The sequence below is a fragment of the Cobetia sp. ICG0124 genome, from assembly GCF_004006355.1.
Lineage (GTDB): Bacteria > Pseudomonadota > Gammaproteobacteria > Pseudomonadales > Halomonadaceae > Cobetia > Cobetia marina.
In genome coordinates this window covers 2,225,892-2,247,299 of the sequence record NZ_CP024893.1, presented here as the reverse complement: position 1 = coordinate 2,247,299, position 21,408 = coordinate 2,225,892, and the positions used below count along the sequence as shown (strand labels likewise).

The 21,408-nt window shown below is 63.2% G+C and carries 29 protein-coding genes; 17 read left to right on the top strand and 12 right to left on the bottom strand.

What is annotated here, in order from left to right:
* Nucleotides 1–14: 14 nt before the first annotated feature.
* The 6 genes from sufC (at nucleotide 15) to CU110_RS10450 (ending at nucleotide 5,494) form a co-directional block, all read left to right on the top strand.
* The gene (gene sufC, locus CU110_RS10475; protein ID WP_077372513.1) at nucleotides 15–764 is read left to right on the top strand and encodes a Fe-S cluster assembly ATPase SufC; all 750 of its coding nucleotides are present in this window, start codon (nucleotides 15–17) and stop codon (nucleotides 762–764) included.
* A complete protein-coding gene (gene sufD, locus CU110_RS10470) occupies nucleotides 764–2,176 on the top strand; it encodes a Fe-S cluster assembly protein SufD (RefSeq protein ID WP_084209052.1) in 1,413 nt (470 codons plus the stop codon). The genes sufC and sufD overlap by 1 nt, the downstream gene beginning before the upstream one ends.
* A complete protein-coding gene (locus tag CU110_RS10465; RefSeq protein ID WP_084209051.1) occupies nucleotides 2,173–3,417 on the top strand; it encodes a cysteine desulfurase in 1,245 nt (414 codons plus the stop codon). Before sufD ends, CU110_RS10465 begins: the two co-directional genes overlap by 4 nt.
* Nucleotides 3,418–3,583: 166 nt before the next feature.
* Entirely contained in the window at nucleotides 3,584–4,159 is a 576-nt protein-coding gene (gene sufT / locus CU110_RS10460; RefSeq protein WP_084209050.1) for a putative Fe-S cluster assembly protein SufT, read from the top strand.
* 30 nt (nucleotides 4,160–4,189) lie between these two features.
* Nucleotides 4,190–4,750 (top strand): YceI family protein, encoded by a 561-nt coding sequence (locus CU110_RS10455; RefSeq protein WP_127735866.1) that lies wholly within the window; start codon nucleotides 4,190–4,192, stop codon nucleotides 4,748–4,750.
* A 93-nt stretch (nucleotides 4,751–4,843) separates the two neighbouring features.
* Nucleotides 4,844–5,494: an ElyC/SanA/YdcF family protein gene (locus CU110_RS10450; RefSeq protein WP_240665563.1), complete on the top strand. Its 651-nt coding sequence runs from the start codon at nucleotides 4,844–4,846 to the stop codon at nucleotides 5,492–5,494.
* On the opposite strand, the gene CU110_RS10445 is transcribed toward CU110_RS10450, so the two are convergent.
* The 4 genes from CU110_RS10445 to CU110_RS10430 all read right to left on the bottom strand — a co-directional run bounded on the left by CU110_RS10445 (nucleotide 5,455) and on the right by CU110_RS10430 (nucleotide 8,635).
* The gene (locus CU110_RS10445; protein ID WP_077372529.1) at nucleotides 5,455–5,913 is read right to left on the bottom strand and encodes a hypothetical protein; all 459 of its coding nucleotides are present in this window, start codon (nucleotides 5,911–5,913) and stop codon (nucleotides 5,455–5,457) included. The two genes, CU110_RS10450 and CU110_RS10445, sit on opposite strands and share 40 nt — an antisense overlap.
* Nucleotides 5,914–6,067: 154 nt before the next feature.
* Nucleotides 6,068–6,976, bottom strand: a complete 909-nt coding sequence (gene rimK, locus CU110_RS10440) for a 30S ribosomal protein S6--L-glutamate ligase (protein WP_084209047.1) — start codon at nucleotides 6,974–6,976, stop codon at nucleotides 6,068–6,070.
* A 29-nt stretch (nucleotides 6,977–7,005) separates the two neighbouring features.
* Nucleotides 7,006–7,515, bottom strand: a complete 510-nt coding sequence (locus CU110_RS10435) for a RimK/LysX family protein (protein ID WP_077372535.1) — start codon at nucleotides 7,513–7,515, stop codon at nucleotides 7,006–7,008.
* 13 nt (nucleotides 7,516–7,528) lie between these two features.
* A complete protein-coding gene (locus tag CU110_RS10430) occupies nucleotides 7,529–8,635 on the bottom strand; it encodes a DUF3549 family protein (RefSeq protein ID WP_127735860.1) in 1,107 nt (368 codons plus the stop codon).
* 99 nt (nucleotides 8,636–8,734) lie between these two features.
* Here CU110_RS10430 and CU110_RS10425 point away from each other — a divergent pair, with 99 nt between their 5' ends.
* The 3 genes from CU110_RS10425 (at nucleotide 8,735) to CU110_RS10415 (ending at nucleotide 10,972) form a co-directional block, all read left to right on the top strand.
* Entirely contained in the window at nucleotides 8,735–9,469 is a 735-nt protein-coding gene (locus CU110_RS10425) for an amino acid ABC transporter substrate-binding protein (protein WP_103751385.1), read from the top strand.
* A 67-nt stretch (nucleotides 9,470–9,536) separates the two neighbouring features.
* Nucleotides 9,537–10,211, top strand: coding sequence for an amino acid ABC transporter permease (locus tag CU110_RS10420; protein ID WP_077372544.1), 675 nt, complete (start codon nucleotides 9,537–9,539; stop codon nucleotides 10,209–10,211).
* Nucleotides 10,208–10,972 (top strand): amino acid ABC transporter ATP-binding protein, encoded by a 765-nt coding sequence (locus tag CU110_RS10415; protein ID WP_084209044.1) that lies wholly within the window; start codon nucleotides 10,208–10,210, stop codon nucleotides 10,970–10,972. Before CU110_RS10420 ends, CU110_RS10415 begins: the two co-directional genes overlap by 4 nt.
* Before the next feature lie 4 nt (nucleotides 10,973–10,976).
* Here the strand turns inward: CU110_RS10415 and CU110_RS10410 are convergent, their stop codons facing one another.
* Together CU110_RS10410 and CU110_RS10405 are read right to left on the bottom strand one after the other, a co-directional pair.
* Nucleotides 10,977–11,216, bottom strand: a complete 240-nt coding sequence (locus CU110_RS10410) for a late competence development ComFB family protein (protein ID WP_127735857.1) — start codon at nucleotides 11,214–11,216, stop codon at nucleotides 10,977–10,979.
* A gap of 15 nt (nucleotides 11,217–11,231) precedes the next feature.
* Nucleotides 11,232–13,220 (bottom strand): cation:proton antiporter, encoded by a 1,989-nt coding sequence (locus CU110_RS10405; RefSeq protein WP_084209042.1) that lies wholly within the window; start codon nucleotides 13,218–13,220, stop codon nucleotides 11,232–11,234.
* A gap of 76 nt (nucleotides 13,221–13,296) precedes the next feature.
* On the opposite strand from CU110_RS10405, the gene CU110_RS10400 reads away from it, so the two are divergent.
* Nucleotides 13,297–13,719: a YqcC family protein gene (locus CU110_RS10400; RefSeq protein WP_127735854.1), complete on the top strand. Its 423-nt coding sequence runs from the start codon at nucleotides 13,297–13,299 to the stop codon at nucleotides 13,717–13,719.
* Nucleotides 13,685–14,155, top strand: a complete 471-nt coding sequence (locus CU110_RS10395) for a gamma-glutamylcyclotransferase family protein (RefSeq protein ID WP_240665355.1) — start codon at nucleotides 13,685–13,687, stop codon at nucleotides 14,153–14,155. Before CU110_RS10400 ends, CU110_RS10395 begins: the two co-directional genes overlap by 35 nt.
* Nucleotide 14,156: 1 nt before the next feature.
* On the opposite strand, the gene brnQ is transcribed toward CU110_RS10395, so the two are convergent.
* The 3 genes from brnQ to CU110_RS10380 form a co-directional block, all read right to left on the bottom strand.
* The gene (gene brnQ / locus CU110_RS10390; RefSeq protein ID WP_205632705.1) at nucleotides 14,157–15,497 is read right to left on the bottom strand and encodes a branched-chain amino acid transport system II carrier protein; all 1,341 of its coding nucleotides are present in this window, start codon (nucleotides 15,495–15,497) and stop codon (nucleotides 14,157–14,159) included.
* An 81-nt stretch (nucleotides 15,498–15,578) separates the two neighbouring features.
* Entirely contained in the window at nucleotides 15,579–15,764 is a 186-nt protein-coding gene (locus tag CU110_RS10385; protein WP_127735851.1) for a hypothetical protein, read from the bottom strand.
* 64 nt (nucleotides 15,765–15,828) lie between these two features.
* Nucleotides 15,829–16,500, bottom strand: coding sequence for a DUF1853 family protein (locus CU110_RS10380; RefSeq protein ID WP_164850352.1), 672 nt, complete (start codon nucleotides 16,498–16,500; stop codon nucleotides 15,829–15,831).
* A 194-nt stretch (nucleotides 16,501–16,694) separates the two neighbouring features.
* Here CU110_RS10380 and CU110_RS10375 point away from each other — a divergent pair, with 194 nt between their 5' ends.
* Complete coding sequence (locus tag CU110_RS10375) at nucleotides 16,695–17,036, top strand: hypothetical protein (protein ID WP_084209039.1); 342 nt, start codon at nucleotides 16,695–16,697, stop codon at nucleotides 17,034–17,036.
* Between the two features lie 30 nt (nucleotides 17,037–17,066).
* On the top strand, nucleotides 17,067–17,399 hold the full coding sequence (locus CU110_RS10370; RefSeq protein WP_084209038.1) for a hypothetical protein: 333 nt from the start codon (nucleotides 17,067–17,069) through the stop codon (nucleotides 17,397–17,399).
* 23 nt (nucleotides 17,400–17,422) lie between these two features.
* On the opposite strand, the gene CU110_RS15825 is transcribed toward CU110_RS10370, so the two are convergent.
* Complete coding sequence (locus tag CU110_RS15825; RefSeq protein WP_164850231.1) at nucleotides 17,423–17,656, bottom strand: hypothetical protein; 234 nt, start codon at nucleotides 17,654–17,656, stop codon at nucleotides 17,423–17,425.
* Between CU110_RS15825 and CU110_RS10365 the strand changes: the two genes are divergently transcribed.
* The 4 genes from CU110_RS10365 to CU110_RS10350 all read left to right on the top strand — a co-directional run bounded on the left by CU110_RS10365 (nucleotide 17,649) and on the right by CU110_RS10350 (nucleotide 20,568).
* Entirely contained in the window at nucleotides 17,649–18,398 is a 750-nt protein-coding gene (locus CU110_RS10365) for a haloacid dehalogenase type II (RefSeq protein WP_240665354.1), read from the top strand. The two genes, CU110_RS15825 and CU110_RS10365, sit on opposite strands and share 8 nt — an antisense overlap.
* On the top strand, nucleotides 18,395–19,078 hold the full coding sequence (locus tag CU110_RS10360) for a carboxylesterase (protein ID WP_077372570.1): 684 nt from the start codon (nucleotides 18,395–18,397) through the stop codon (nucleotides 19,076–19,078). Before CU110_RS10365 ends, CU110_RS10360 begins: the two co-directional genes overlap by 4 nt.
* A 116-nt stretch (nucleotides 19,079–19,194) precedes the next feature.
* Complete coding sequence (locus tag CU110_RS10355; RefSeq protein ID WP_127735844.1) at nucleotides 19,195–19,413, top strand: hypothetical protein; 219 nt, start codon at nucleotides 19,195–19,197, stop codon at nucleotides 19,411–19,413.
* Between the two features lie 264 nt (nucleotides 19,414–19,677).
* Nucleotides 19,678–20,568 carry a carboxylate/amino acid/amine transporter gene (locus CU110_RS10350; protein ID WP_127735841.1) on the top strand — a complete coding sequence of 297 codons (891 nt, stop codon included), beginning with the start codon at nucleotides 19,678–19,680 and terminating at the stop codon, nucleotides 20,566–20,568.
* On the opposite strand, the gene CU110_RS10345 is transcribed toward CU110_RS10350, so the two are convergent.
* Nucleotides 20,508–20,777: a hypothetical protein gene (locus tag CU110_RS10345; RefSeq protein ID WP_127735838.1), complete on the bottom strand. Its 270-nt coding sequence runs from the start codon at nucleotides 20,775–20,777 to the stop codon at nucleotides 20,508–20,510. The two genes, CU110_RS10350 and CU110_RS10345, sit on opposite strands and share 61 nt — an antisense overlap.
* A complete protein-coding gene (locus tag CU110_RS10340; RefSeq protein WP_127735835.1) occupies nucleotides 20,765–21,382 on the bottom strand; it encodes a hypothetical protein in 618 nt (205 codons plus the stop codon). The genes CU110_RS10345 and CU110_RS10340 overlap by 13 nt, the downstream gene beginning before the upstream one ends.
* Nucleotides 21,383–21,408: the final 26 nt, after the last annotated feature.

Genomic DNA, 21,408 nt, shown 5'->3' with positions numbered 1-21,408 from the left:
CCAAAGGTATCATCATGCTCGTAGTCAAAGATCTGCACGTCTCGGTGGAAGGCAAGGAAATCCTCAAGGGGCTCGACCTGACCATCAACAAGGGTGAAGTCCACGCCATCATGGGGCCGAACGGTGCGGGCAAGTCCACGCTGTCTTCCGTGATCGCCGGCAAGGACGGTTATGAAGTGACCTCGGGCACCATCACCTATGAAGGCGAGGACGTGCTGGAGATGGAAGTCGAGGAGCGCGCGCGTGCCGGCCTGCTGCTGGGCTTCCAGTACCCGGTGGAGATCCCGGGGGTCAAGAATGTCTACCTGCTCAAGGCGGCGCTGAACGCCAAGCGTGAAGCCGAAGGCCTGGGCGAGATTCCGGCCCCGGAATTCATGAAGCTGATCCGCGAGAAACTTGCCTTCATGCAGATGGATGCCAGCTTCCTGCAGCGCGCCGTCAACGAAGGCTTCTCCGGTGGCGAGAAGAAGCGCAACGAGATCCTGCAGATGCTGGTGCTGGAACCGAAGCTCGCCATGCTCGACGAGATCGACTCCGGTCTCGACATCGATGCGTTGAAGATCGTCGCCAAGGGCGTCAATTCCCTGCGCAACGAGAACCGTGCCGTACTGATGGTCACGCACTACCAGCGTCTGCTCGAGCACATCGTGCCGGACCACATCCACGTGCTGATGGATGGCCGCATCGTCAAGTCCGGCGACAAGTCGCTGGCCCTCGAACTCGAAGCCCAGGGCTATGACTGGCTGCAGGAGGAAACCGCGTAATGACAGCACTTGCTACCGCGTCCGTCCCCGGCAGCGAAGCCTTCGCCAGCGAATTCGCCGCGCGCAAGGCTCGCTTCGCGGCTGACCCGAGCTGGATGGCGGCGCGCCGTCAGGCCGGCATCGCCCGCTTTGAAGCGCTGGGTCTGCCGACTCGCAAGGTCGAGGCCTGGAAGTACACCGACACCCAGGCGCTGGGTCGCCAGCAATACCGTCTCGCCGACGATGCCCATCTCTCGGCGGCGGTGAAGGACGAGCTGGCGCTCGCCGTCGATGCTTACCGCCTGGTGTTCGTCGATGGTCTCTACAACGCCGAGCTTTCCGATGTGGCAGGTCTGCCCGACACCGTGCGTGTCGTGCCGCTGTCTGACGCCATCGTCAATCAGCCGGAAGTGATCGGCGGCTCGCTGAACCGCCTGACCGGTATCGACTTCACGCCCTTCGTGGCGCTGAACTCCGCCTTCACCGAAGAGGGTGCGGTGATTCAGGTCGGCCCGCGGACGGTGCTCGACAAGCCGGTCTACGTGCTGTTCCTGTCGCGTGCCGCCGTCGAAGGCCAGCCCGTGACCATGAGCCATCCGCGTCTGCTGGTGCAGCTGGGCAGCCGCGCCGAAGCCAGCGTGATCGAGCATCACATCGGTGAGAGTGGCGCGACCAACTTCACCAACATGGTCAGCGAAGTGATGCTGGAGCGCGGCGCCGTGCTCAATCATTACAAGCTGGGCGAAGCCGCCACCGGCGAGACGCATATCGCCTCGCTGCAGGTCGAGCAGCCGCGTGACAGCCAGTATCGCTCCATCAACCTGAACACCGGTGGTGGTCTGGTGCGCAACGATATCGTCTGCGACCTGAACGGCAACAACGCCCATGCACGCCTCGATGGCCTGTTCTTCGGTCGTGATCGTCAGCACGTGGATACCCACTCGCTGGTCAATCACAACGAGGCTCTGACCTTCTCGGATGAGAACTACAAGGGCATCCTGGCCGACCGCGCACGTGGCGTCTTCAATGGCCGCGTGCTGGTCAAGCGTGACAGTCAGAAGATCGAGGCGCATCAGAACAACGCCAACCTGCTGCTGTCGGACCGCGCCGAGATCAATACCAAGCCGGAACTCGAGATCTATGCCGACGACGTCAAGTGCTCCCACGGCACCACGACCGGCCAGCTCGACGAGACGGCTGTCTTCGCACTGCGCGCGCGTGGCATCGATGAGCAGACGGCCCGCGGCCTGCTGACCCTGGCCTTCGCCAATGAGGTCATGTCCGGTCTGGGCATCGACGCCATCGCCGAGCGTATCGAGCGCAGCGTCGCGGGTCGCCTGCCGTCACGCTTCCACCTCGATGAGCTGGTGGATCTGAGTGTCGAGCTGGGCGGCGGGGCCGTGGCAGTGGCGCGTGATGAGGACTTCGCATGAGCGCACTCGACAATCTGATGCTCGATGTCGTGCGGGTCCGCGAGGATTTTCCGATCCTCGAGCGTCGCGTGCATGGTGACGTGCCGCTGATCTATCTCGACAGCGCCGCCACCAGCCAGACGCCGACTGCCGTCATCGACGCGATGAGCGATTATTACCGCAACACCAATGCCAATATCCACCGTGGCCTGCACAGCCTGGCGGACGAGGCGACGGCCGCTTACGAAGGGACGCGCGAGAAGGTACGTGCCTTCATCAATGCGCGCCTGACGCGTGAAGTCATCTTCACGCGCGGCACCACCGAGGCGATCAACCTGGTCGCCAACAGCTGGGGGGCCAACTGGCTGAATGCCGGTGATGAAGTGCTGATCTCGGTGATGGAGCATCACGCCAACATCGTGCCCTGGCAGATGCTGGCGGAACGCCTGGATATCGTCATCAAGGTGATACCGTGCGACGACGATGGCGTGCTCGACATGGCGGCCTACCGTGACCTGCTGGGCGAGAAGACGCGCCTGGTCTGCGTCAATCAGGTCTCCAACGCCCTGGGCAGCATCAACCCGGTGGCCGAGATGGCCAGGTTGGCGCATGCTCACGACGCGCTGATTCTGGTCGATGGCGCCCAGGCGGTGCCGCATCAGCAGGTCGATGTACGCGAGACCGACGCCGACTTCTATGTCTTCTCGGGCCACAAGATGTATGGCCCGACCGGCATCGGCGTGCTCTACGGCAAGGAAGCGCTGCTCGATGCCATGCCACCGTGGCAGGGCGGCGGCGAGATGATCCGCACGGTCTCGTTCGAGAACGGCACCCTGTTCGCGGATCTGCCGCACAAGTTCGAGGCTGGCACGCCGCCCATCGCCGAGGTCATCGGGCTGGGCAAGGCCATCGACTGGCTGGACTGCACCCACATGGCGCTGATCACGCGCTGGGAGCAGCAGCTGATGCGCCATGCCACCGAGCGCATGCGCGAAGTGGACGGGCTGCGCATCATCGGCAACTCGCCCGACAAGGCCGGCGCGATCTCCTTCGTGGTCGACGGTGCCCACGCCCAGGACATCGGTCTGCTGATCGATCAGCTGGGGGTGGCCATCCGGACCGGTCATCACTGCGCTCAGCCGGTGCTGCGACGTTTCGGTGTCGATGCCACCTGTCGCGCCTCCTTCGCGGCCTACAACACGCCGGAGGAGATCGACCTGTTCGTCGAGGCTCTGCAGCGCGTGCTGACCATGGTGCGCTGAGCATCCCCCTGCGGTGGCCCTGACGGGCGCTGATCAATGAGGCTCGCGCATGGCGGGCCTCATTGCTATCGGCGCTTGCCAGGGGATGTTGTGACCCGCACATCCTGAGTGAACCCACAGTATTCTTGATCCGCATGGCTGTCATGCGGTTCGGCAAGGAGAGGGCATGAGCCACACTGAAGACCAGCTGGCCAGCCTCGGCAAGGGCCAGAAGATGCCGTTGCAGCGTGACGTGGAAGGTATCTCGGTACCCTTCGGCAAGTCGGTGACCCTGCATGAGGACGCGGTGGTCGAAGTCATGCAGGCCAAGGGCGGCACCGTCAGCGTGGCGTACGAAGGCCGCATGTACCTGATCGAGAGCTTCAGCCTCGATGCACTGGGACTGGACGCCGTGCCGCGCCCGCATCTGCCGGCCGGGCAGAGCGACGCCGAGATAGAGGCCTTCGTCTGGGCGCAGCTGCGCACCTGTTTCGACCCCGAGATCCCGGTGGACATCGTCGAGCTCGGGCTGGTCTATGGCTGTCGTATCGACACCCTGATCAGCGGCGAGAAGATGGTCAATCTGAAGATGACGTTGACGGCACCGGGCTGCGGCATGGGCAACGTGATCGCCGAGGATGCCAAGCGCAAGATCCTGGGCGCGGAGGATGTCTCCAAGGTTCACGTCGAGATCGTGTTCTCGCCCCCCTGGTCGCGGGAGATGATGAGTGAAGAGGCGCGCCTGGAACTTGGCATGTTCTGAGCCTTACGTGTCCTGACCGCCAGCCTGATCATGAGTACTGCCGTCAGTGCACAGGCGTCATGGACACTGGACAGCGATGCCTCGCAACTGAATTTCCAGTCCACCAAGATGAGCAAGAACGGTGCCAGCACCGTCGAGCAGCACGCCTTCGATTCCTGGCGTGCTCGCGTCAATGATGCGGGCCAGTTGTCGGTCGAGATTGACCTAGACTCCGCCGATACCGGTATCGAGATCCGTGATCAGCGTGTCAGCGAGAAACTCTTTGAGGCCGGAGACTATCCCCTGGCCGTGCTGACCGCGTCACTGGACATGCCGACGCTCAAGGTCATGGAGCCGGGCGATACCCAGCATGTCAGCCTGGAAGGGCAGCTGACGCTGCATGACAGCACCCAGACCCTGCCGGTGAGCCTGCAGGTGACACGTCTGCAGGGAGAGCGCTGGCTGGTGCAGACGGATGCGCCGGTGATGGTCGATGCCAGCCAGTTCTCGCTGGTGGATGGCATCCGTACCCTGCGTGACCTGGCGGGACTGGGCAACATCGCGACCCAGGTGCCGGTCAGCGTCAAGGCGATCATGACGCAGGAAGAGTGAGCCGAGACAGGCAAGGATGGGTGCGGGGAGCAGATGCGACGAGTGATCAAGCGGGCCGTGATGGCCATGATTGGCCTGTTGGTCGTGAGCCTGATGATAGTGGTCGGGCTCAATCTGTGGGTCGTGATGTCGACCCGTGATCGCATCGCGTCTTCCCCGCTGACCTGCGAAAGCCGTGAAGTGGGAATCGTCTTCGGGACCTCCCATGGCCTGGTGGGCGGAGGACGCAACCCGCACTATCAGGCTCGTCTCGACACCGCAGCCCAGCTCTACCGGCTGCATCGAGTGAGCAACCTGCTGCTGTCAGGGGACAATCGTACGCGTTATTACAATGAGCCGATGACCATGTGGCGTGACCTGCGTGATCGCAATGTGCCACAGCAGTTCATGACGCTGGATTACGCCGGATTCTCGACCTTCGATACGCTGGTGCGTGCGCACAAGGTCTTCGGTGTCGATCAGGCGGTGCTGGTCACTCAGCCCTGGCATCTGCCACGGGCACTGTTCATCGCTGACGTGCTGGGGTTGGATGCCGTCGGCTGTCCGGCGGTTTCCGAGCGTCGGCCTGCGGGGCTGCGGCTGATGCTGCGCGAATGGCTGGCGCGTGCCGCCACGGTGGGGGATCTTTACCTGTGGGGCCGCAAGCCGCGTTTCCTGGGGCCGGCGGAGCGACTGCCGACACCGGTATTGCCGCGGGCCCGAGGTCAGCCGGCGCGGCGGCGTGCCGCGATGCCGGTCTGGTGACGATAGAGCTCGCGAATCAATTGGCGGCAGTTGTGGAAGCACGCTTCCAGCACCTTCTCCATGCTGTCCGGGAGAGGATGCGTGAAGGCCGTCGAGCAGGCCTGCATCAGCACGCGCTCCTGTTCGAGCAGTTCGTTGATCAGAACCTGATTGTCATTGCTGACGATGCTCTTCAGGCGACTCCACAGCCACATGTAGTCATCACGCTCGACATCAGCGTCTCGCGGCATCAGGCTCAGATGCTTGCGCGTCTCGACTTCCAGCGCCTGCTTGAGCTCCACGCGCCGGGCATAGAAGGGTTCAAAGGCCTTCAGCAGCCCGGGACGCAGCCGTTCGGCGTTGTCCTCGAAATAATCAAGACTGTCTGCCAGGGCTTCCTGGACGCTATCCATCGCCACTTGGCGATTGTCGAGAAACATGGGCGGTCACCTCCTCCGTCAGGAGAGATTGTGCGGGTGAAAACAGTGTTTTTCTACCCCTGATGTGCAGAAAGTCCTGATATTTCTTCCCGTAGCGTCAATCCACTCATTTTACGACAGTTCGATGACGTTATCGTGACGTCCGACAGTGTCCTCACCCCTTGGGCTTGGGCGGGATCTTCCTAGCGGGTGCGGCGGACTTGGCGATGTGGTCGATGATCATCCCTGCGATGTCCTTGCCGGTTGCCGTTTCAATGCCCTGCAGACCCGGTGAGGAGTTCACTTCCATGATCACCGGGCCATGGTTGGCGCGCAGCAGGTCGACACCGGCGACGGCCAGGCCCATGGCCTTGGCGGCGCGGATGGCGGTGGAGCGCTCTTCCGGCGTGATGCGAATCTCGCTGGCCGTGCCGCCACGGTGCAGGTTGGAGCGAAACTCGCCATCGGCGGCCTGGCGCTTCATGGAGGCGACCACCTTGTCTCCCACCACCAGGCAGCGGATGTCGGCGCCACGCGCTTCCTTGATGTATTCCTGCACCATGATGTTGGCTTTCATGCCCATGAAGGCCTGGATCACGCTCTCGGCGGCCTGATTGGTCTCGGCGAGTACCACCCCGATGCCCTGGGTGCCTTCCAGCAGCTTGATGACCAGCGGCGCGCCCTTGACCATGGTGATCAGGTCGGGGATGTCATCCGGCGAATGCGCGAAGCCGGTGACCGGCAGGCCCAGCCCCTTGCGCGACAGCAGCTGCAGCGAGCGCAGCTTGTCGCGTGAGCGGGAGATGGCCACGGAGTCGTTGACCACGTAGGTACCCATCATCTCGAACTGGCGCAGTACCGCACAGCCATAGAAGGTGACGGAGGCGCCGATGCGTGGCACCACGGCGTCGAAATGCTCGATCTCGGCACCCTTGTAATGGATGGAGGGGCGGTGCGAGGCGATGTTCATGTAGCAGCGCAGCGTGTCCACGACGCGTGCGGTATGCCCGCGGGCTTCGGCTGCCTCGATCAGGCGGCGAGTGGAGTAGAGGCGGGAATTGCGCGACAGGATACCGATATGCATGAAATCCTCCAGAGCCGAAAGGGCCGTCGTCAGGGCTCGCCATGCAGATAGGCGGCACCCGGTGCCACCAGCAGGCGACGCAGTGCACGGCGCCCCAGCAGGATGGGGTGGCGCATCTGGGAGCGATCGACCAGTGTCATGTCGATGTCGTAGTCGAGCCCGGCGAGCTGCATGCGGGAGCGAATCACGTAGCGCCACTGTGCCTGACCGTTGGAAGACCTGACCCGACGCCGGTCGTGGACCCGTGTCTCGACATCATGGGGCGGAGAATCACTGCCGCCACTGCGCGTGATGAAGCGTACCCACAGGTCTTCATCCTTCTCGAAGACCTCGATGTTCTCTGCGTGCAGTGCGCTCGAGTGCGCGCCAGTGTCGATCTTGGCGTTGAGGTGCAGATGCAGCTCCGGCAGCTCGATCAGTTCACGCCGCCCGACGACGGCTCGCGGCCGAAAGCCGAGCAGATCGTGGTTCAGGGATCTGAGATCCAGAGGCGGTGCCTTGTGAGCGTGATGACGAGCAGGGGTCTTGGAATGCGGCATGTTTCATCCTGAATCAGAGGGCATGAGTCCGGCCGGTGAGCGACGCCAGGGCGAGCCCCAGGGCGCTGTCGGGTTCGGCGTTACGCAGCGTCACCAGTACCGGCAGACGCAGACGCGGAATCAGCGCCAGATCACGGGCGAGAGCCTGGAAGCTGGCCTGCGGGCAGTTGGCCAGTCGCACGAGGAAGGTCGGCAGGCGCTCGGCATCTTCCAGATGGGCATAACCGCGTGCGGCGATCGCGACCAGCACATCCACGCTGGCGGCGCTCTCGTCCGCCAATAGCGTATCCAGCCATTCGGCGGCCGCTGGCAGGGGGCTGGCAGCCGCTGCACGCAGGCAGGCGCACAGGGTTTCCAGGTCTCCCAGCTCCCGTGCCGTCTGACCGCGGCGAATCAGACTGTCGAGCAGCTCCGCCTCCAGACTGTCCGTCAGCGGACTGGCCAGCTGCGGATGGGCCGGGGGAGCCTGCTCCAGGCACAGGGCGAGCGCGCGCAGCGGCGTGTCGGGAAGATAGCCGATCCGTTCGATCATCGCCTCGGCAAGTTCATTGGTGAACTCACCGCGACGCGTCAGCCCATCGGCGATGCCCTGCAGGCCAACGCTGGGCCAGTCATCAAGGGGCAGTTGCGCGGCGAGATAGCGTTCCGCCTGTTCATAGTACTGGCTGGCAGGGCGATCACAGTCGATGCTGGCGCGGGCATGCAGCATGGCGCGCAGGCTGTCATCTGGAGTGAAGGCCAGGGGATTGTCCTGCATCAGGTTGTCGATCTTGCCTGCCTCGGCCTGCAACAGGTCAGAACGACCGACGTTCAGTGCCGTCTGGCCGAGTGTGGTCAGCAGGCGTTCGAGGAATGCATCTCGTTGCGGCGGAGAAAGCCGGCCTTCTTCATCCAGCGGCAGGGCCAGAAACCACACCAGTGGATCGTCGATGCCGGCGGGTCGGAAGACGCACGCCAGCCGGGCCTGTCCCTTGAAAGGTTGCGACCACGGCTGTTGCTGGGTCTCGAAGGCTTCCAGCTCTTCAAGGCTCAAGGGGGACAGGATGCGCCCCAGATGATAAAGGTGCACGTCAGCACCGGTGCGCTGGAAGAAGTTGCTCAGGGAGGAGAGTGGAGTCATGAGGCTCACCGCTGCGGTTGCCACCATCGAGGATTTCCGATGCGCCATTCACGTTCACTTGCTGCCGTCTTCTCTGCCACTGCTCTCAAGGGCACCGTGATGGCGGCGGCATTGGGGGCTGCTGCCATGGGCAGCCTGGCCGCTCACGCCGACACCCTGAAGGTCGGCATGTCCGGGGGCTACTTCCCGTTCACCTTCGTCAAGCAGGACAAGCTGCAGGGCTTTGAGGTGGATGTCCTGAATGCCGTGGGCGAGATCACCGGCGACGATGTCGAATTCGTCACCATGAGCTTCTCCGGTCTGATCGGTGCACTGGAAGCGGGTCGTATCGATACCGTGGCCAACCAGATCACCATCACCGATGCGCGCAAGGCCAAGTTCGCCTTCACCCAGCCGTACGTCTATGACGGGGCGCAGGTGGTCAAGCGTCGTGGCAATGACGAGATCACCGGCGTCGAGTCCCTCAAGGGGCACAGCGTGGCGGTCAATCTGGGGTCCAACTACGAAGCGCTGATGAAGGAGCTGCCGTACGCCGACCAGATCGATATCAAGACCTATGAATCCAACATCGAGCAGGACACCGCCCTGGGCCGTGTCGATGCCTTCGTGATGGACCGCGTCAGCGCAAGCCAGGTGATCCAGAAGACACCGTTGCCGCTGGAGCTGGCAGGCACGCCGTTCTCACGTCTCGAGAACGCGCTGCCGTTCCGCAAGGATGCCGAGGGTGAAGCCAAGCGTGACGCGGTGGATGCCGCGCTGACCGAGCTCAAGGAAAATGGTCGTCTGGCCGAGATTTCCAACAAGTGGTTCGGCAATGACATCACCACGCCTTGAACATTGACGGGCGCGCCCTGATACAGGGGAGACTCTCAGCCAAGCCCTCAGCCTGTCCGGATAACGAATGGATACTCTCAATATCGATTACATGCTTGGCCTGCTGCCGGTCATGCTCAAATACCTGCCACTAACACTCAAGATGGCCTGTATCGGCATGGTGGCCGCGCTGGTACTGGCCTCGCTGTTGGCGGTAGTGCGGGTGCTGAAGGTGCCGGTGCTCAACGCGCTGACCGTGGTGTTCATCTCCTTCTTCCGCGGTACGCCGCTGCTGGTGCAGCTGTTCCTGTTCTACTACGGCCTGCCGCAGGTGATGTCGTTCCTCACCCAGATCGATGGCGTGACCGCGACGATTCTGGGCCTGACGCTGCACTTCTCTGCCTACATGGCCGAGTCGATCCGTGCGGCCATCGTCGGCGTCGATCGCAGCCAGACCGAGGCGGCGCTGTCCATCGGCATGACCAATGTCCAGTTGATGCGTCGCATCGTGCTGCCACAGGCAGCCCGTGTGGCGGCTCCCACGCTGATGAACTACTTCGTGGACATGATCAAGTCCACGTCGCTGGCCTTCACGCTGGGGGTGACCGAACTGATGGGCGCGACCCAGAAGGAAGCGGCCAGCAGCTTCCTGTACTTTGAATCCTTCATCATGGTGGCCATCGTCTACTGGGTGATGGTGGAAGGGCTGTCCTTCGTGCAGCGCTGGATGGAGAAACGTCTCAACAAGGCCTATCAGCGATGATTGCAGTCAGAAATCTGATCAAGAAATTCGGCGGGCAGGCCGTGCTCGATGGCATCACGCTGGAAGTGAAACAGGGCGAGATCATCGTCGTCATCGGCCCGTCGGGTACCGGCAAGTCCACCTTGCTGCGTTGCATCAACTTCCTGGAACAACCCGATGACGGGGAAATCCAGATCGGCGAGCACAAGGTCGCGGCCACACGCGCCAGTCGCCATGACATTCTTGCCCTGCGTCGCAACAGTGCCTTCGTGTTCCAGAACTATGCGCTGTTCGCCAACAAGACGGCGCTTGAGAACATTGCCGAGGGCCTGATCGTCGTCAATGGCTGGCCCAAGGCCAAGGCGCATCAACGCGCCCGCGAGATTCTCGAGCGCATCGGCATGAGCGAGAAGACGGATGCCTTCCCGGCGGCGCTTTCCGGTGGACAGCAGCAGCGGATCGGCATCGGGCGTGCCATGGCGGCCCAGGCCGAGGTCATCCTGTTCGATGAGCCGACCTCGGCGCTCGACCCGGAATGGGTCGACGAAGTGCTGGAGCTGATGAAGCAGCTGGCGGTGGAGCGTCAGACCATGATCGTGGTCACCCACGAGATGCAGTTTGCGCGGGAAGTCGCTGACCGCGTCATCTTCATGGAAGGCGGGCGTATCGTCGAGCAGGGGCCACCGAGTCAGCTGTTCAGCGCGCCGAAGGATGACCGCACCCGCGCCTTCCTGCGCAAGGTGCTCGATGAAGTCCCGCCGCAGGGAGCGGCAGGTATCTGAGCGACTAGCTGCGTCGCGGCATGCTGTGCACCCTGGCCACCGCATCATCGAGAGCCAGGGCCACACGCTCTTCCAGCAGCTCCTGTTCGGCAGGGGTCATGTAGAAGGCCATGTCCACATCATGACGGATGTAGCGCGGTGCCAGCTGATTGAGCGCGATGCAGGCGACATCCTCGCGGCTGTCGCCATCCATGCCGCTGGCCGTGGCATGCAGGCGTATGCCATCGAACACCAGTTGCTCCATGTAATTGTGGACGCCTCAGCCCGACAACAGACGCGCTTCTGCCTCTTCAATATGATCAGCCAGCCCGGACAATACCAGCGTATCGCCACACGCGAGACGAAGATCACCCGTGGGCTCCTCGATGCAGTCCCCGTTGGCGCGCACGATGCGGGAGATCAGGATACCGCTGCGCTCCGGCAGGGAGATCTCGTCCAGTCGGCGCTCACAGGCCCAGGTGCTCTCGGTCAGGGTCACGGGATGGCGTCTCAGCAGCGGGTTGCCACGCTTGTCGGTCAGCTGTGACTGCTGGCCGTGGAAGTAGCCATGCAGCAGACTGTAGCGGGCCTCGCGGGCCTTCTGGATCGAGCGCGCCACACGGCGAAATGGCACCTCGAGATTGACCAGCACATGCGAGACCAGCATCAATGAGCCTTCCAGTACCTCCGGGATCACCTCGGTCGCGCCGGCGGCCTTGTAGGTGTCCAGGTCGGCATCATCCTGGGTGCGCACCAGCACCTTGAGCTCGGGGAGCTGCAACGGCTGGATGGCATGCAGGATGGCCAGTGCATGCGGCAGCTGGTTGACGGTGATCACCACCTGGCGGGCGCGCTCGATGCCCAGTGCGCGCAGAATGTCCTGACGCTGGGCATCACCGAAGACCACCGGTTCACCCGCGCTGGCGGCTTCATGCACGCGGATGGGGTCGGCATCGATGGCGATCCACTGGAGCTTCTCCTGGGTCAGGAAGCGCCCGACCGTCTGACCGACACGCCCGAAGCCGCACACGATGACGTGGTCGTGCAGCGGGGCCGTGGCCTCGCTCAACTGCGCCGTGGTGTGCGGATTTTCCTGGGTGGGGGTATGTGAGCGGCAGGCACGTTGCGACAGATGCTGGTTGTGACGAATGAGCGAGGGCGTGACGACCAGCGAGCCGATGATGATCGCCACCACCAGTCCCACGGTATCGGTGTCCATCAGCTGCTGTTGACTGGCCAGTGCCAGCAGGGCAAACCCGAACTCTCCGCCCTGTGACAGCACCAGGCCGGTGCGCATGGCCGAATCCAGTGGTCGTCCGGAGAGTCTGGCAAGCCCCGTGATCAACAGTGCCTTGGTGGTCAGCAGACAGATCACGCCGATCACCACCCAGTACCACTGTGCCAGCAGGACATGCGGGTCGAGCAGCATGCCGACCGAGACGAAGAACAGGCCCAGCAGGATGTCCCGGAACGGGCGGATGTCCGCCTCTATCTGATGCCGGTAATGGCTTTCACCGAGCATCATGCCCGCCAGGAAGGCGCCGAGCGCCATCGAAAGGTGCAGGCTGTGGGTCAGCCAGGCCGAGAACAGGGCCACCAGCAATACGGTGAGCACGAACAGCTCTTCCGAGCGTGAGCGCGCGACTTCCTGAAAGACCAGTGGCAGCACCCATTTGCCGATGGCCATCATCACCACCACCAGGCCGATGCCCTTGGCCAGCATCACGCCCAGATCGCTGAGCAGCTGGCTGCCATCTCCCGCCATGGCCGGAATCAGGATCAGGAACAGCAGGGCGGCAAGGTCCTGAAACAGCAACACTCCCACCGCGGCATGGCCGTGGGGGCTGTCCAGCTCGTTCCAGCGCGCCAGCTCCCGCGTCACGATGGCCGTGGAAGAAAGTCCCAGTGCGCCGGCCGCGACCAGCGCCGCGGCAGGGGTCAGCCCCAGTGCGCAGCCCAGCGCCCAGAAGAGTCCGCTGCAGACCACCACCTGGGAGGCTCCCAGTCCGAAGACGGTGGTCTTGAGGGCTCGCATGCGGGGCATCGAGAATTCCAATCCCAGCGAGAACAACAGAAAGACCAGGCCGAACTCCGACAGAAAGGCCAGCTCTTCCGGACGGCCTATCCAGCCTGCCAGATGCGGGCCGACCAGAAAGCCCACCGCCAGATAGGCCAGTACCGGTGGCAGGTGCAGGCGTCGGAACAGCGCCGCCGCGACTACCGAGGCCCCCAGCAGGATCATCACGTCATTGAACAGGCTATCTGCCATCTGGCCCTCCTGGCCTTCCAAGCGTATGAACGGGATAATACCGTGAACGCATCATGCATGAATTGACGGAGGTGTCATGAACCCGACCGAAATACCCCAGGACGGCGAACTCGCCGGCAACGCGCATGACGAATTGCGTGACCTGCTGGCACGCCTGGAAGCGACGATGAAGGCGGCGGATCTGTGGCGCATGGAGACACCGACCCCAGAGGCCTTCATGAGCGTGGAGCCCTTCTGCGTGGACCGCATGGACATGGGCCAGTGGCTGCGTTTCGTGTTCATCGCGCGTCTCGAGGCACTGTGTGACGCGCGTGGCAGCTTCCCGGTGAAGTGTGACGTGGCGCCTGCCATCGAGGCCTGGTTGAAGGATGCGCGTCCGGAGCGCCGCGTGGCGATGACGGAAGTCGTGCGCGAGATCGATACGCTGATCACGTATGCCGTACTACTTCGCCTACGGAAGCAACATGAATCCGGCGCGTGTCGCGGCACGCATCGGTGACACGCGTCGTGCCCTGCATGGCTGGCTGGAGGAGCATCGGCTGAGTTTCGACAAGGCGTCGCGTGTTCCGGGGATCGCACATGCCAATGTGCAACCGGCGCGGGGTGAGCGTGTCGAAGGGGTGCTCTACGAGCTGCGCGACCCTGAGCAGATCACCCTGATGGACCCCTACGAGGGGCGCCCACATGAATATGAGCGCTTTCGTCATGCCATCGTGACACGTGACGGTGTCATCGAGGCCTGGGTGTACATCGCCTTGCCGGAGCGCACTAGTCAGGGACTCAAGCCGGCCCGTGAGTATCTCGAGCACCTGCTGGGCGGACGTGACTTCCTGACCCCGGACTATTTCACGGCATTGGCAGACGTGGAAGCGGTGCACTCGCTGGATGATGACACGCTCGCACGGCTGGGGCTGTCACGCAGCACGCCGCGCTGACTCAGCGTTGCTCGGTCAGTACCGGGTCCAGATTCGTCTGGTCACGACGGCTGGCCAGCATGCCGATGATCAGGCCCGCCAGTGCAGGTGCCAGCCAGCCCAGATTCATGGAGGCCAGCGGCAGCAGCGGCTCGATGCGGTGCGAGATGGCCATCAGGGAATCGATGCCACTGGCTTCGAAGCCATCGAGCAGGCTGACCAGCAGGGTCAGGCCCAGGCTCCAGGCGAACACGCGCGGTGCATCATGCAGGCGCGGGCGCAGGTAGGAGAGCAGCGTCAGCACCAGCACCAGCGGATAGAGCGTGACCAGTACCGGAATCGAGACGCTGATCAGGGTCGAGAGGCCCAGGTTGGCGATCAACGCCGAGGCCACGGCCATCACGATCACAAGCAGACGGTAGGGCACGCTCGGCAGCAGGCGATGGAAGAACTCGCCGCAGGAGGTCAGCAGGCCCACCGCGGTGGTCAGACACGCCAGAGTGATGACCAGCGCCAGAATCAGCTTGCCGGCATCGCCGAACAAGGCCTCGACGTAGACCGGAATCAGTTCGCCCTTGGCGGCTTCCGTCACCAGAGCATGGCTGGTGGCGCCCATGTAGGTCAGCGGCAGATAGACGGCGGCCAGACAGATCGCGGCGATGGCGCCGGCCCACAGGGTGTAGCGCGTCACGTCAGCGGTGGCGGTGATGCCACGCGCCTTGATCGCGGAGACGATCAGGATGCCGAACACCATCGAGGCCAGCGCATCCATGGTCAGGTAGCCCTGCTGGAAGCCGGTCATGAAGGGCGCTTCGGCCCACTCGGGGCTCACCGGGCCCAGCGGCCCCTGCGGGTCGATGATGGTGAACAGCGCGATCAGTGCCAGCAGCGCGATCAACAGCGGAGTCAGCCACTTGCCGACCACGTCCATCAGCTTGCCGGGGCTCAGGGCGATCAGGGTGGCAATGCCGAAGAACACCACCGAGTGCAATGCCAGGCCTGACTCGGGCGTCATGTCGATGAACGGACGCATGCCCATCTCGAAGGCGACGGTGCCGGTACGCGGGATGGCGAACATCGGCCCGATGGACAGATAGATGGCGACGCCGAAGGCCGCTGCCGCCCACTTGGGCAGCGGGGAGGTGATCTTGTCGAGCCCGCCGCCGATCACGGCGACCGCAACGATTCCGGCCAGCGGCATGCCGACACCGGTGGTCAGAAAGCCGAGTGCGGCTGGCCAGAACTCGGCCCCTGCGCCCTGACCTACCTGAGGCGGGAAGATGATGTTGCCAGCGCCAAGGAAGAGCGCAAATGTCATGAAGCCCAGCGCCACGATATCGAGGCTGGAAAGTCGTGTTTTCAAGATGACGTCCTACGGATTCAGCGGATGCGTTGCGGCAGGTCGCCTGAATCTGACGCGGCGCATTATCGTTGATTTCACGCATCAAGACAAAGCGTCAGAGGGCGCGAAATAGTCCTCGAGCCAGAGTTGCAGCTCGCGCCACCCGGTCAGTGATTGCGCAGGGGGAGGGGCCAGCCAGGCGGGCTTTTCCCTGAGACAGCCCAGCAGCGGCGCGGTATCCATCGCGGTACTGTCGAGGCGCTGGCAGAAGGCGGCAAACTGGCTCACGGGGACCCACCAGCCAGCCTGCGCCGCGCTTGAAGGATGGCAGTGACGCGGTGGCGGCAGCTGCTCATCGGCAGGTGTCTCCGGCTGCCAGGGGCGAAACAGACCGCCGGGCATGGCCAGGCATTGGCCCGCGAGCCACCCGGGGGCCGAGTCTCCCGTCGAGCGCCTGACGAATCGTCTGTTGTCCCCGCTCGCTGAGCGCCAGTGGCAGCTGGTGCGCAAGACTGCGTCGCGTCTTGATGGCGAGACTGTCGGCGCCACCCGGGCCGATCCAGCGCTCCAGGCCATCCGCCGGCCCCGGACCTTGTGGCAATCCCAGATAGAACTTGATCGCGACTTCCAGGTGGGTGGGGGTCGTATCGCCTGCCGCCAGATACAGCATGTCCAGCTCGCCCAGCGTGATCTTGCCTTCCATGATCCTGAGATTGTGGGCCAACAGTCGGCTGCCTGGGGCGTGGGCCAGCACGAACCGCCACAGCAGCTCGTGATAGAGACCGAGCCGATGGTGGCGACGCTCATCCACCGCGGATTCCAGTGCCTCGGGGGCCTGCTCAAGCTCGCTCAGCCAGCGATGGCGAGTGATGTCGTCGCCCAGTCCCAACGCCTCGAGAGTCGGGCGCTGATAAGGGAGCAGTGTCAGCAGGTCCGGGGCACTCAACAGCCAGGCGATATCCCTGACGCGCGGATGCGTATAGCGCTCGCATTCGCCACGCAGGGTCTGCCCGGCGTTGCTCAAGGCGAAACAGTGAGCTTCCAATGGTACGGCTAGTTAGAAAGCGGAATAAAGATTAGTCTGTTAATTATCGAAGCGAAGCACGACCCACAGCCAATGGAGGACGGAGCCCGGGCAGGGGCTACTCGCCAGATCCTTCACTCGCTGACAACGACTTCACGCGGAATCATCCGCTACCCAGGACCAGGAGATAGACCATGAAGAACACCACACTGAAGACATTGATCGCCGCTGCCGTCATCGCCACTGCCAGCACGTCCGCCCTTGCCGCTGATGACAGCCCTGCCGCTCTGCGCGTCCAGAATGCGCTGAACAGCCAGCAGATCATCGGCCAGTCCCAGCCGGCAGCCACCAGCCAGCAGAGCTTCGCGGAGACTGGAATGAGCGTTGCCGCCGGACGTGTCGAGCAATCACTCAATGCCGAGCACATTCGTGGCCAGCAGACCGCTGCCGTATCCCGGGCCAATGACACCGTTTCCGAGCAGGGCAAGAGTGTCGCAGCCAGCCGAGTCCAGCAGAGCATCAGCGACAACGCCTGATTCGTCAGTGTCATTTCCAGGAGTCACATCATGAAGACCTTCAATGCCCTCATCGCCGCCGCCGTTCTCTCCGTCACCACCGCAGGCGTTGCCAACGCTGATAGCGTTGCCGACCAGCAGGTTCGCGCCACCATCAGCGAATCCGTGATCCACGGTCAGGCCCAGCAGGTAGCGGCTCAGCCGCTGCATCTCAACGATGCCGGCAAGAGTGTTGCGGCCAGTCGTGTCGAGCAGGCGCTGAACAACCAGAGCGTCAATGGTCAGCAGGCGCAGATCACTCGTGATTCCCGCCAGTACGTCAATGATGCCGGCAAGAGCGTTTCCGCCACCCGCGTCCAGCATGCCCTGAGCGAAAGCGTCTGATTTCCCGCGTTTTTCGTGAAGATTCATCGCCAGTTCATGGTAAAGGTGTCATGGTGGGTCACGGTGATTAAACGTTGTTGATTGCCGAGCGGCATGCCGGAAATGTCGAGGCCGGATGCCATGATATCGATCAAGTGGAGACCCATGATGGTGCGCGGAAAACTCAAGAAGGTGGCAGGTTCAGTGTTGTTGGGTATCGGCCTGATGTCGGGGAATGCGATGGCGGATGATGTCGTCGATAAGCCCAAGGTGCTCATCTTCGATGTCAATGAAACGCTGTTGGACCTGACCTCGATGCGCAGTTCGGTCGGTGAGGCACTGGGGGGAAGAGAAGACCTGCTGCCCCTGTGGTTCTCGACCATGCTGCATTACTCCCTGGTGTCTACCGTGACCCGGGACTATCACGACTTCGGGCAGATCGGTGTCGCCTCGTTGCTGGTGGTCGCGCAGAACAACGGTGTCGAACTGACGGATGAGCAGGCGAAGAAGGCCATCATCACACCGTTGCTGACACTCCCGCCTCACCCTGACGTCAAGGAAGGTCTGGCCAGGCTCAAGGCTGAAGGCTACAAGATCGTCAGTCTGACCAACTCGTCCAACAAGGGCGTCAAGGCCCAGTTCGAGAACGCGGGACTGCTGCCGTATTTCGATGCTCGCTACAGCATTGAAGATATCCAGATCTACAAGCCGGACCTGCGTTCCTATGAGTGGGTGCTGGACAAGCTCGATGTCGAACCTGAAGAGGCCATGATGGTCGCTGCACATGGTTGGGATGTCGCGGGTGCCAAGGAAGCGGGCTTGCAGACCACCTTCATCGCCCGCCCGGGCAAGGCACTCTTCCCGCTGTCAAAGGCGCCGGATCATGTCGTGCAGGATGTGAACGAACTGGCCGACATCCTGGAGTTTTCTCAAGCGCTTTCCTGTCCTGGGTGTCGCTGTCCCGACATTCATTGCCCGCCCGATTGGCGGGTTTTTTTATGTCTCGCGTCCAGGGGATGAACGACGCATCACCCCAGCATGGCCACCGTAGTCCGCAGATCATCGAGCCTCAGGGCCAGGCAGATGCCTGTGTCATCTGGTTGCATGGGCTGGGGGCGGACGGCAGTGATTTCGTGCCCGTGGTGCCGGCGCTGGGATTGCCGGCGGATCACGGCGTACGTTTCGTCTTCCCGCACGCGCGTGAGCTGGCCGTGACCGTCAATGGCGGCATGCGCATGCCGGCCTGGTACGACATTCTCGAGATGAATCTTGGGCGGCGTGTCGATGAAGTGCAGCTGCGCGAGTCCGCGGCTTACGTGCATGCCTTGATCGAGGAGCAGGTCGCGCAGGGGATCGCCAGTGAGCGCATCCTGCTGGCAGGCTTTTCTCAGGGCGGTGCCGTGGTCTACGAGGCGGCGTTGAGCTGTGAGCGGCCGTTGGGTGGGTTGCTGGCGCTCTCCACCTATTTCGCCACCAGCGCGACCATCACGCCGTCAGCCGCCAATCAGGGGCTGGCCATCAGTGTCCATCACGGCACCCAGGATGACATCGTGCCGCTGGCACTGGGGGAGGCTGGCGCCGAGAGTGCTCGCGCCCTCGGGCATCCGCTTGAATGGCAGACCTGGCCGATGGCGCACGCCGTGTGTCTCGAGGAGATCGAGGCGATCGGCGAATGGTTCACGGCACGCCTGCTGGCCTGATCGGCCGCCAGTATCGGCCGCCAGTCCCACAACGCCGCTGACGGAGTGGTTCGTCAGCGGCGTTTTCATGTGCCGGCAGCGGCGGGTTACGTTCAGCAGCGATAGCGATAGGCGAGATGTTCATCCTTGCGCGGGCCGGTGATGCGCCAGTCGAGGTCGAAGCCGCAGGGCTTGTCATCCGCATCGCGCATGATGACGAGGGTGGCGGAATAGAGGTCATCGATGCACAGGTGTGCCTCGCGGCTGATGAAGTGGTCACCATCGCCTGCGGGAGCCTCGATCAGGTCGAACAGGAAGACCGCCGCATCGCGGCCGCGGCGCTCATGGCTCAGTGACAGGGCAGTGCCGTCGGGGCTCAGTCGCCAGCGATAGCGATTGCGGAACGTGACACTGCTGGCCTGGCCCTCCAGTCGGAACTGTCCCTGTTCATTGAAGAGGATGTCCCACGAGTCTTCACCTCACCGCTGCCATGGCCGGACCAGGCGTTGCGTGAGGCAGGCCCTGAGCGTGACGAAAATTCCAGGTGGCGTATCTGCTCAAGCAGCGCGTGGAGGGTTACAATGCCTGTCAACTTTCTCTGCCTAACGGGTTTACTCGTCATGTCCTACCTGATCGGTGTCACAGCCCTGTGGGCCTTCTCGTTTTCCCTGATCGGCGTCTACCTGTCCGGTCAGGTCGATAGCTATCTGGCCGTGCTGACACGCATCGTGCTGGCCAGCCTGATCTTTGCTCCCTTTCTGCGCCCACGGGCGATCAGTGGACGCATCCGCTGGCAGCTGATGGCCATCGGCGCGGTGCAGCTGGGGCTGATGTACATCTTCTTCTACCGCTCCTTCCTGCTGTTGCCCGTCCCGGAAGTGCTGCTGTTCACGATCTTCACGCCCATCTACATCACCCTCCTGGATGACATGATGAAACGTCGGCTGTCGCCATTCTACCTGCTCACGGCGATGGTGGCGGTCATCGGTGCGGCGATCATTCGCTACGACGGGGTCACCGAGGGCTTCTGGCTCGGCTTTGCCGTCGTTCAGGGGGCCAATCTGTGCTTTGCCATCGGCCAGGTCGCCTATCGTCATCTCTCGCCCCAGCTGCCTGAAGGTGTCGCGCACCGTCATGTGTTCGGCTGGTTCTATCTTGGCGCCCTGGCGCTGGTGGTCGTGATGTTCCTGCTGTTCGGCAATACCGACAAGCTGCCTTCGCAGCCGGTGCACTTCGTGGTGCTGGGCTGGTTGGGCATCGTGGCGTCCGGGATGGGCTACTTCCTGTGGAACAAGGGAGCGACGCGCGTCGATGCCGGTACCCTGGCGATCATGAACAATGCGCTGGTACCGGCGGGACTGCTGGTCAATCTGCTGATCTGGAATCGCGACGCGGACCTGCCGCGTCTCGCGCTGGGCGGGGCGGTCATCGTGCTGGCGCTGTTGATCAATCAGTTCTGGGCGCGCCAGCGTGAGCAGTCCAGTCCCGGCAGGCCGCACCACTGCAGATAGCCACCACTGACACCGGGCAGCCAGACGCCATCGCCGAGAGCAGAGGCAAGCGTCTCGCGCAGCAGTTGCAGGCGCTTCGCGTAGCAGCGGCGCATGCGGTGGACATGGCGCCCGTAATCGCCGCTGGCGATCAGCTCCGCGAGGGCGGCGTGCATCCATGGCATGTCGCCCATGCCATCGGCCCAGCGTGCGCGAATCAGCCCCTGCATGGCCAGTCCAGCAGTCTGGCCAATGCCTCGATATCCAGTCCGCTTCCGGCATGTGTCGGCAGGGCAATGGCTTCGTGACCATTGGCTTCCACCGCCGCAAGTACACCGAAATAGCCGGGGGCCTCGATGCCGATGCGACAGCGTCCCCGGCTTGCGCGCCATTTTCGGAGAATCAGCGACATGCCTTGCTGAGCCCCCTGACACAGCAACAGGGTGTCACCGTGACAGTGATGGCCATGGTGGCTGAGGTGAGAGGCAATGGCCTCGCGCAGGGCGGGGGAGCCCGGGGGCAGCGCGTAGGCGCTGGGGGATTCGGCGTGATGCTTGAGCTTCTGGCGCACCAGCCGATAGAGGCGCCGCACGGCGGGCGCATCCAGCTCGGGATGCGCCGCGCCCAGCGGAGCCAGCGCCGGGTCGCTGGCATGTGCCATGGCCTGCCAGGCCGGGTCATCGATGGCCAGTGACGGAGTGGCAAGAGGGGTGCAGCGTGACCCATAGGCGCGGATCACGCTGTTGAGTCCCAGCCCTGACAGGGCCGCCTGGCGGCGCAATGAGGGCAGCCGTTGTCCGGGGACGAGTTGCCCCGTGGCCATCTCGGCTTTCAAGCGCGTCGCCAGCTGTTGGTAGCGCG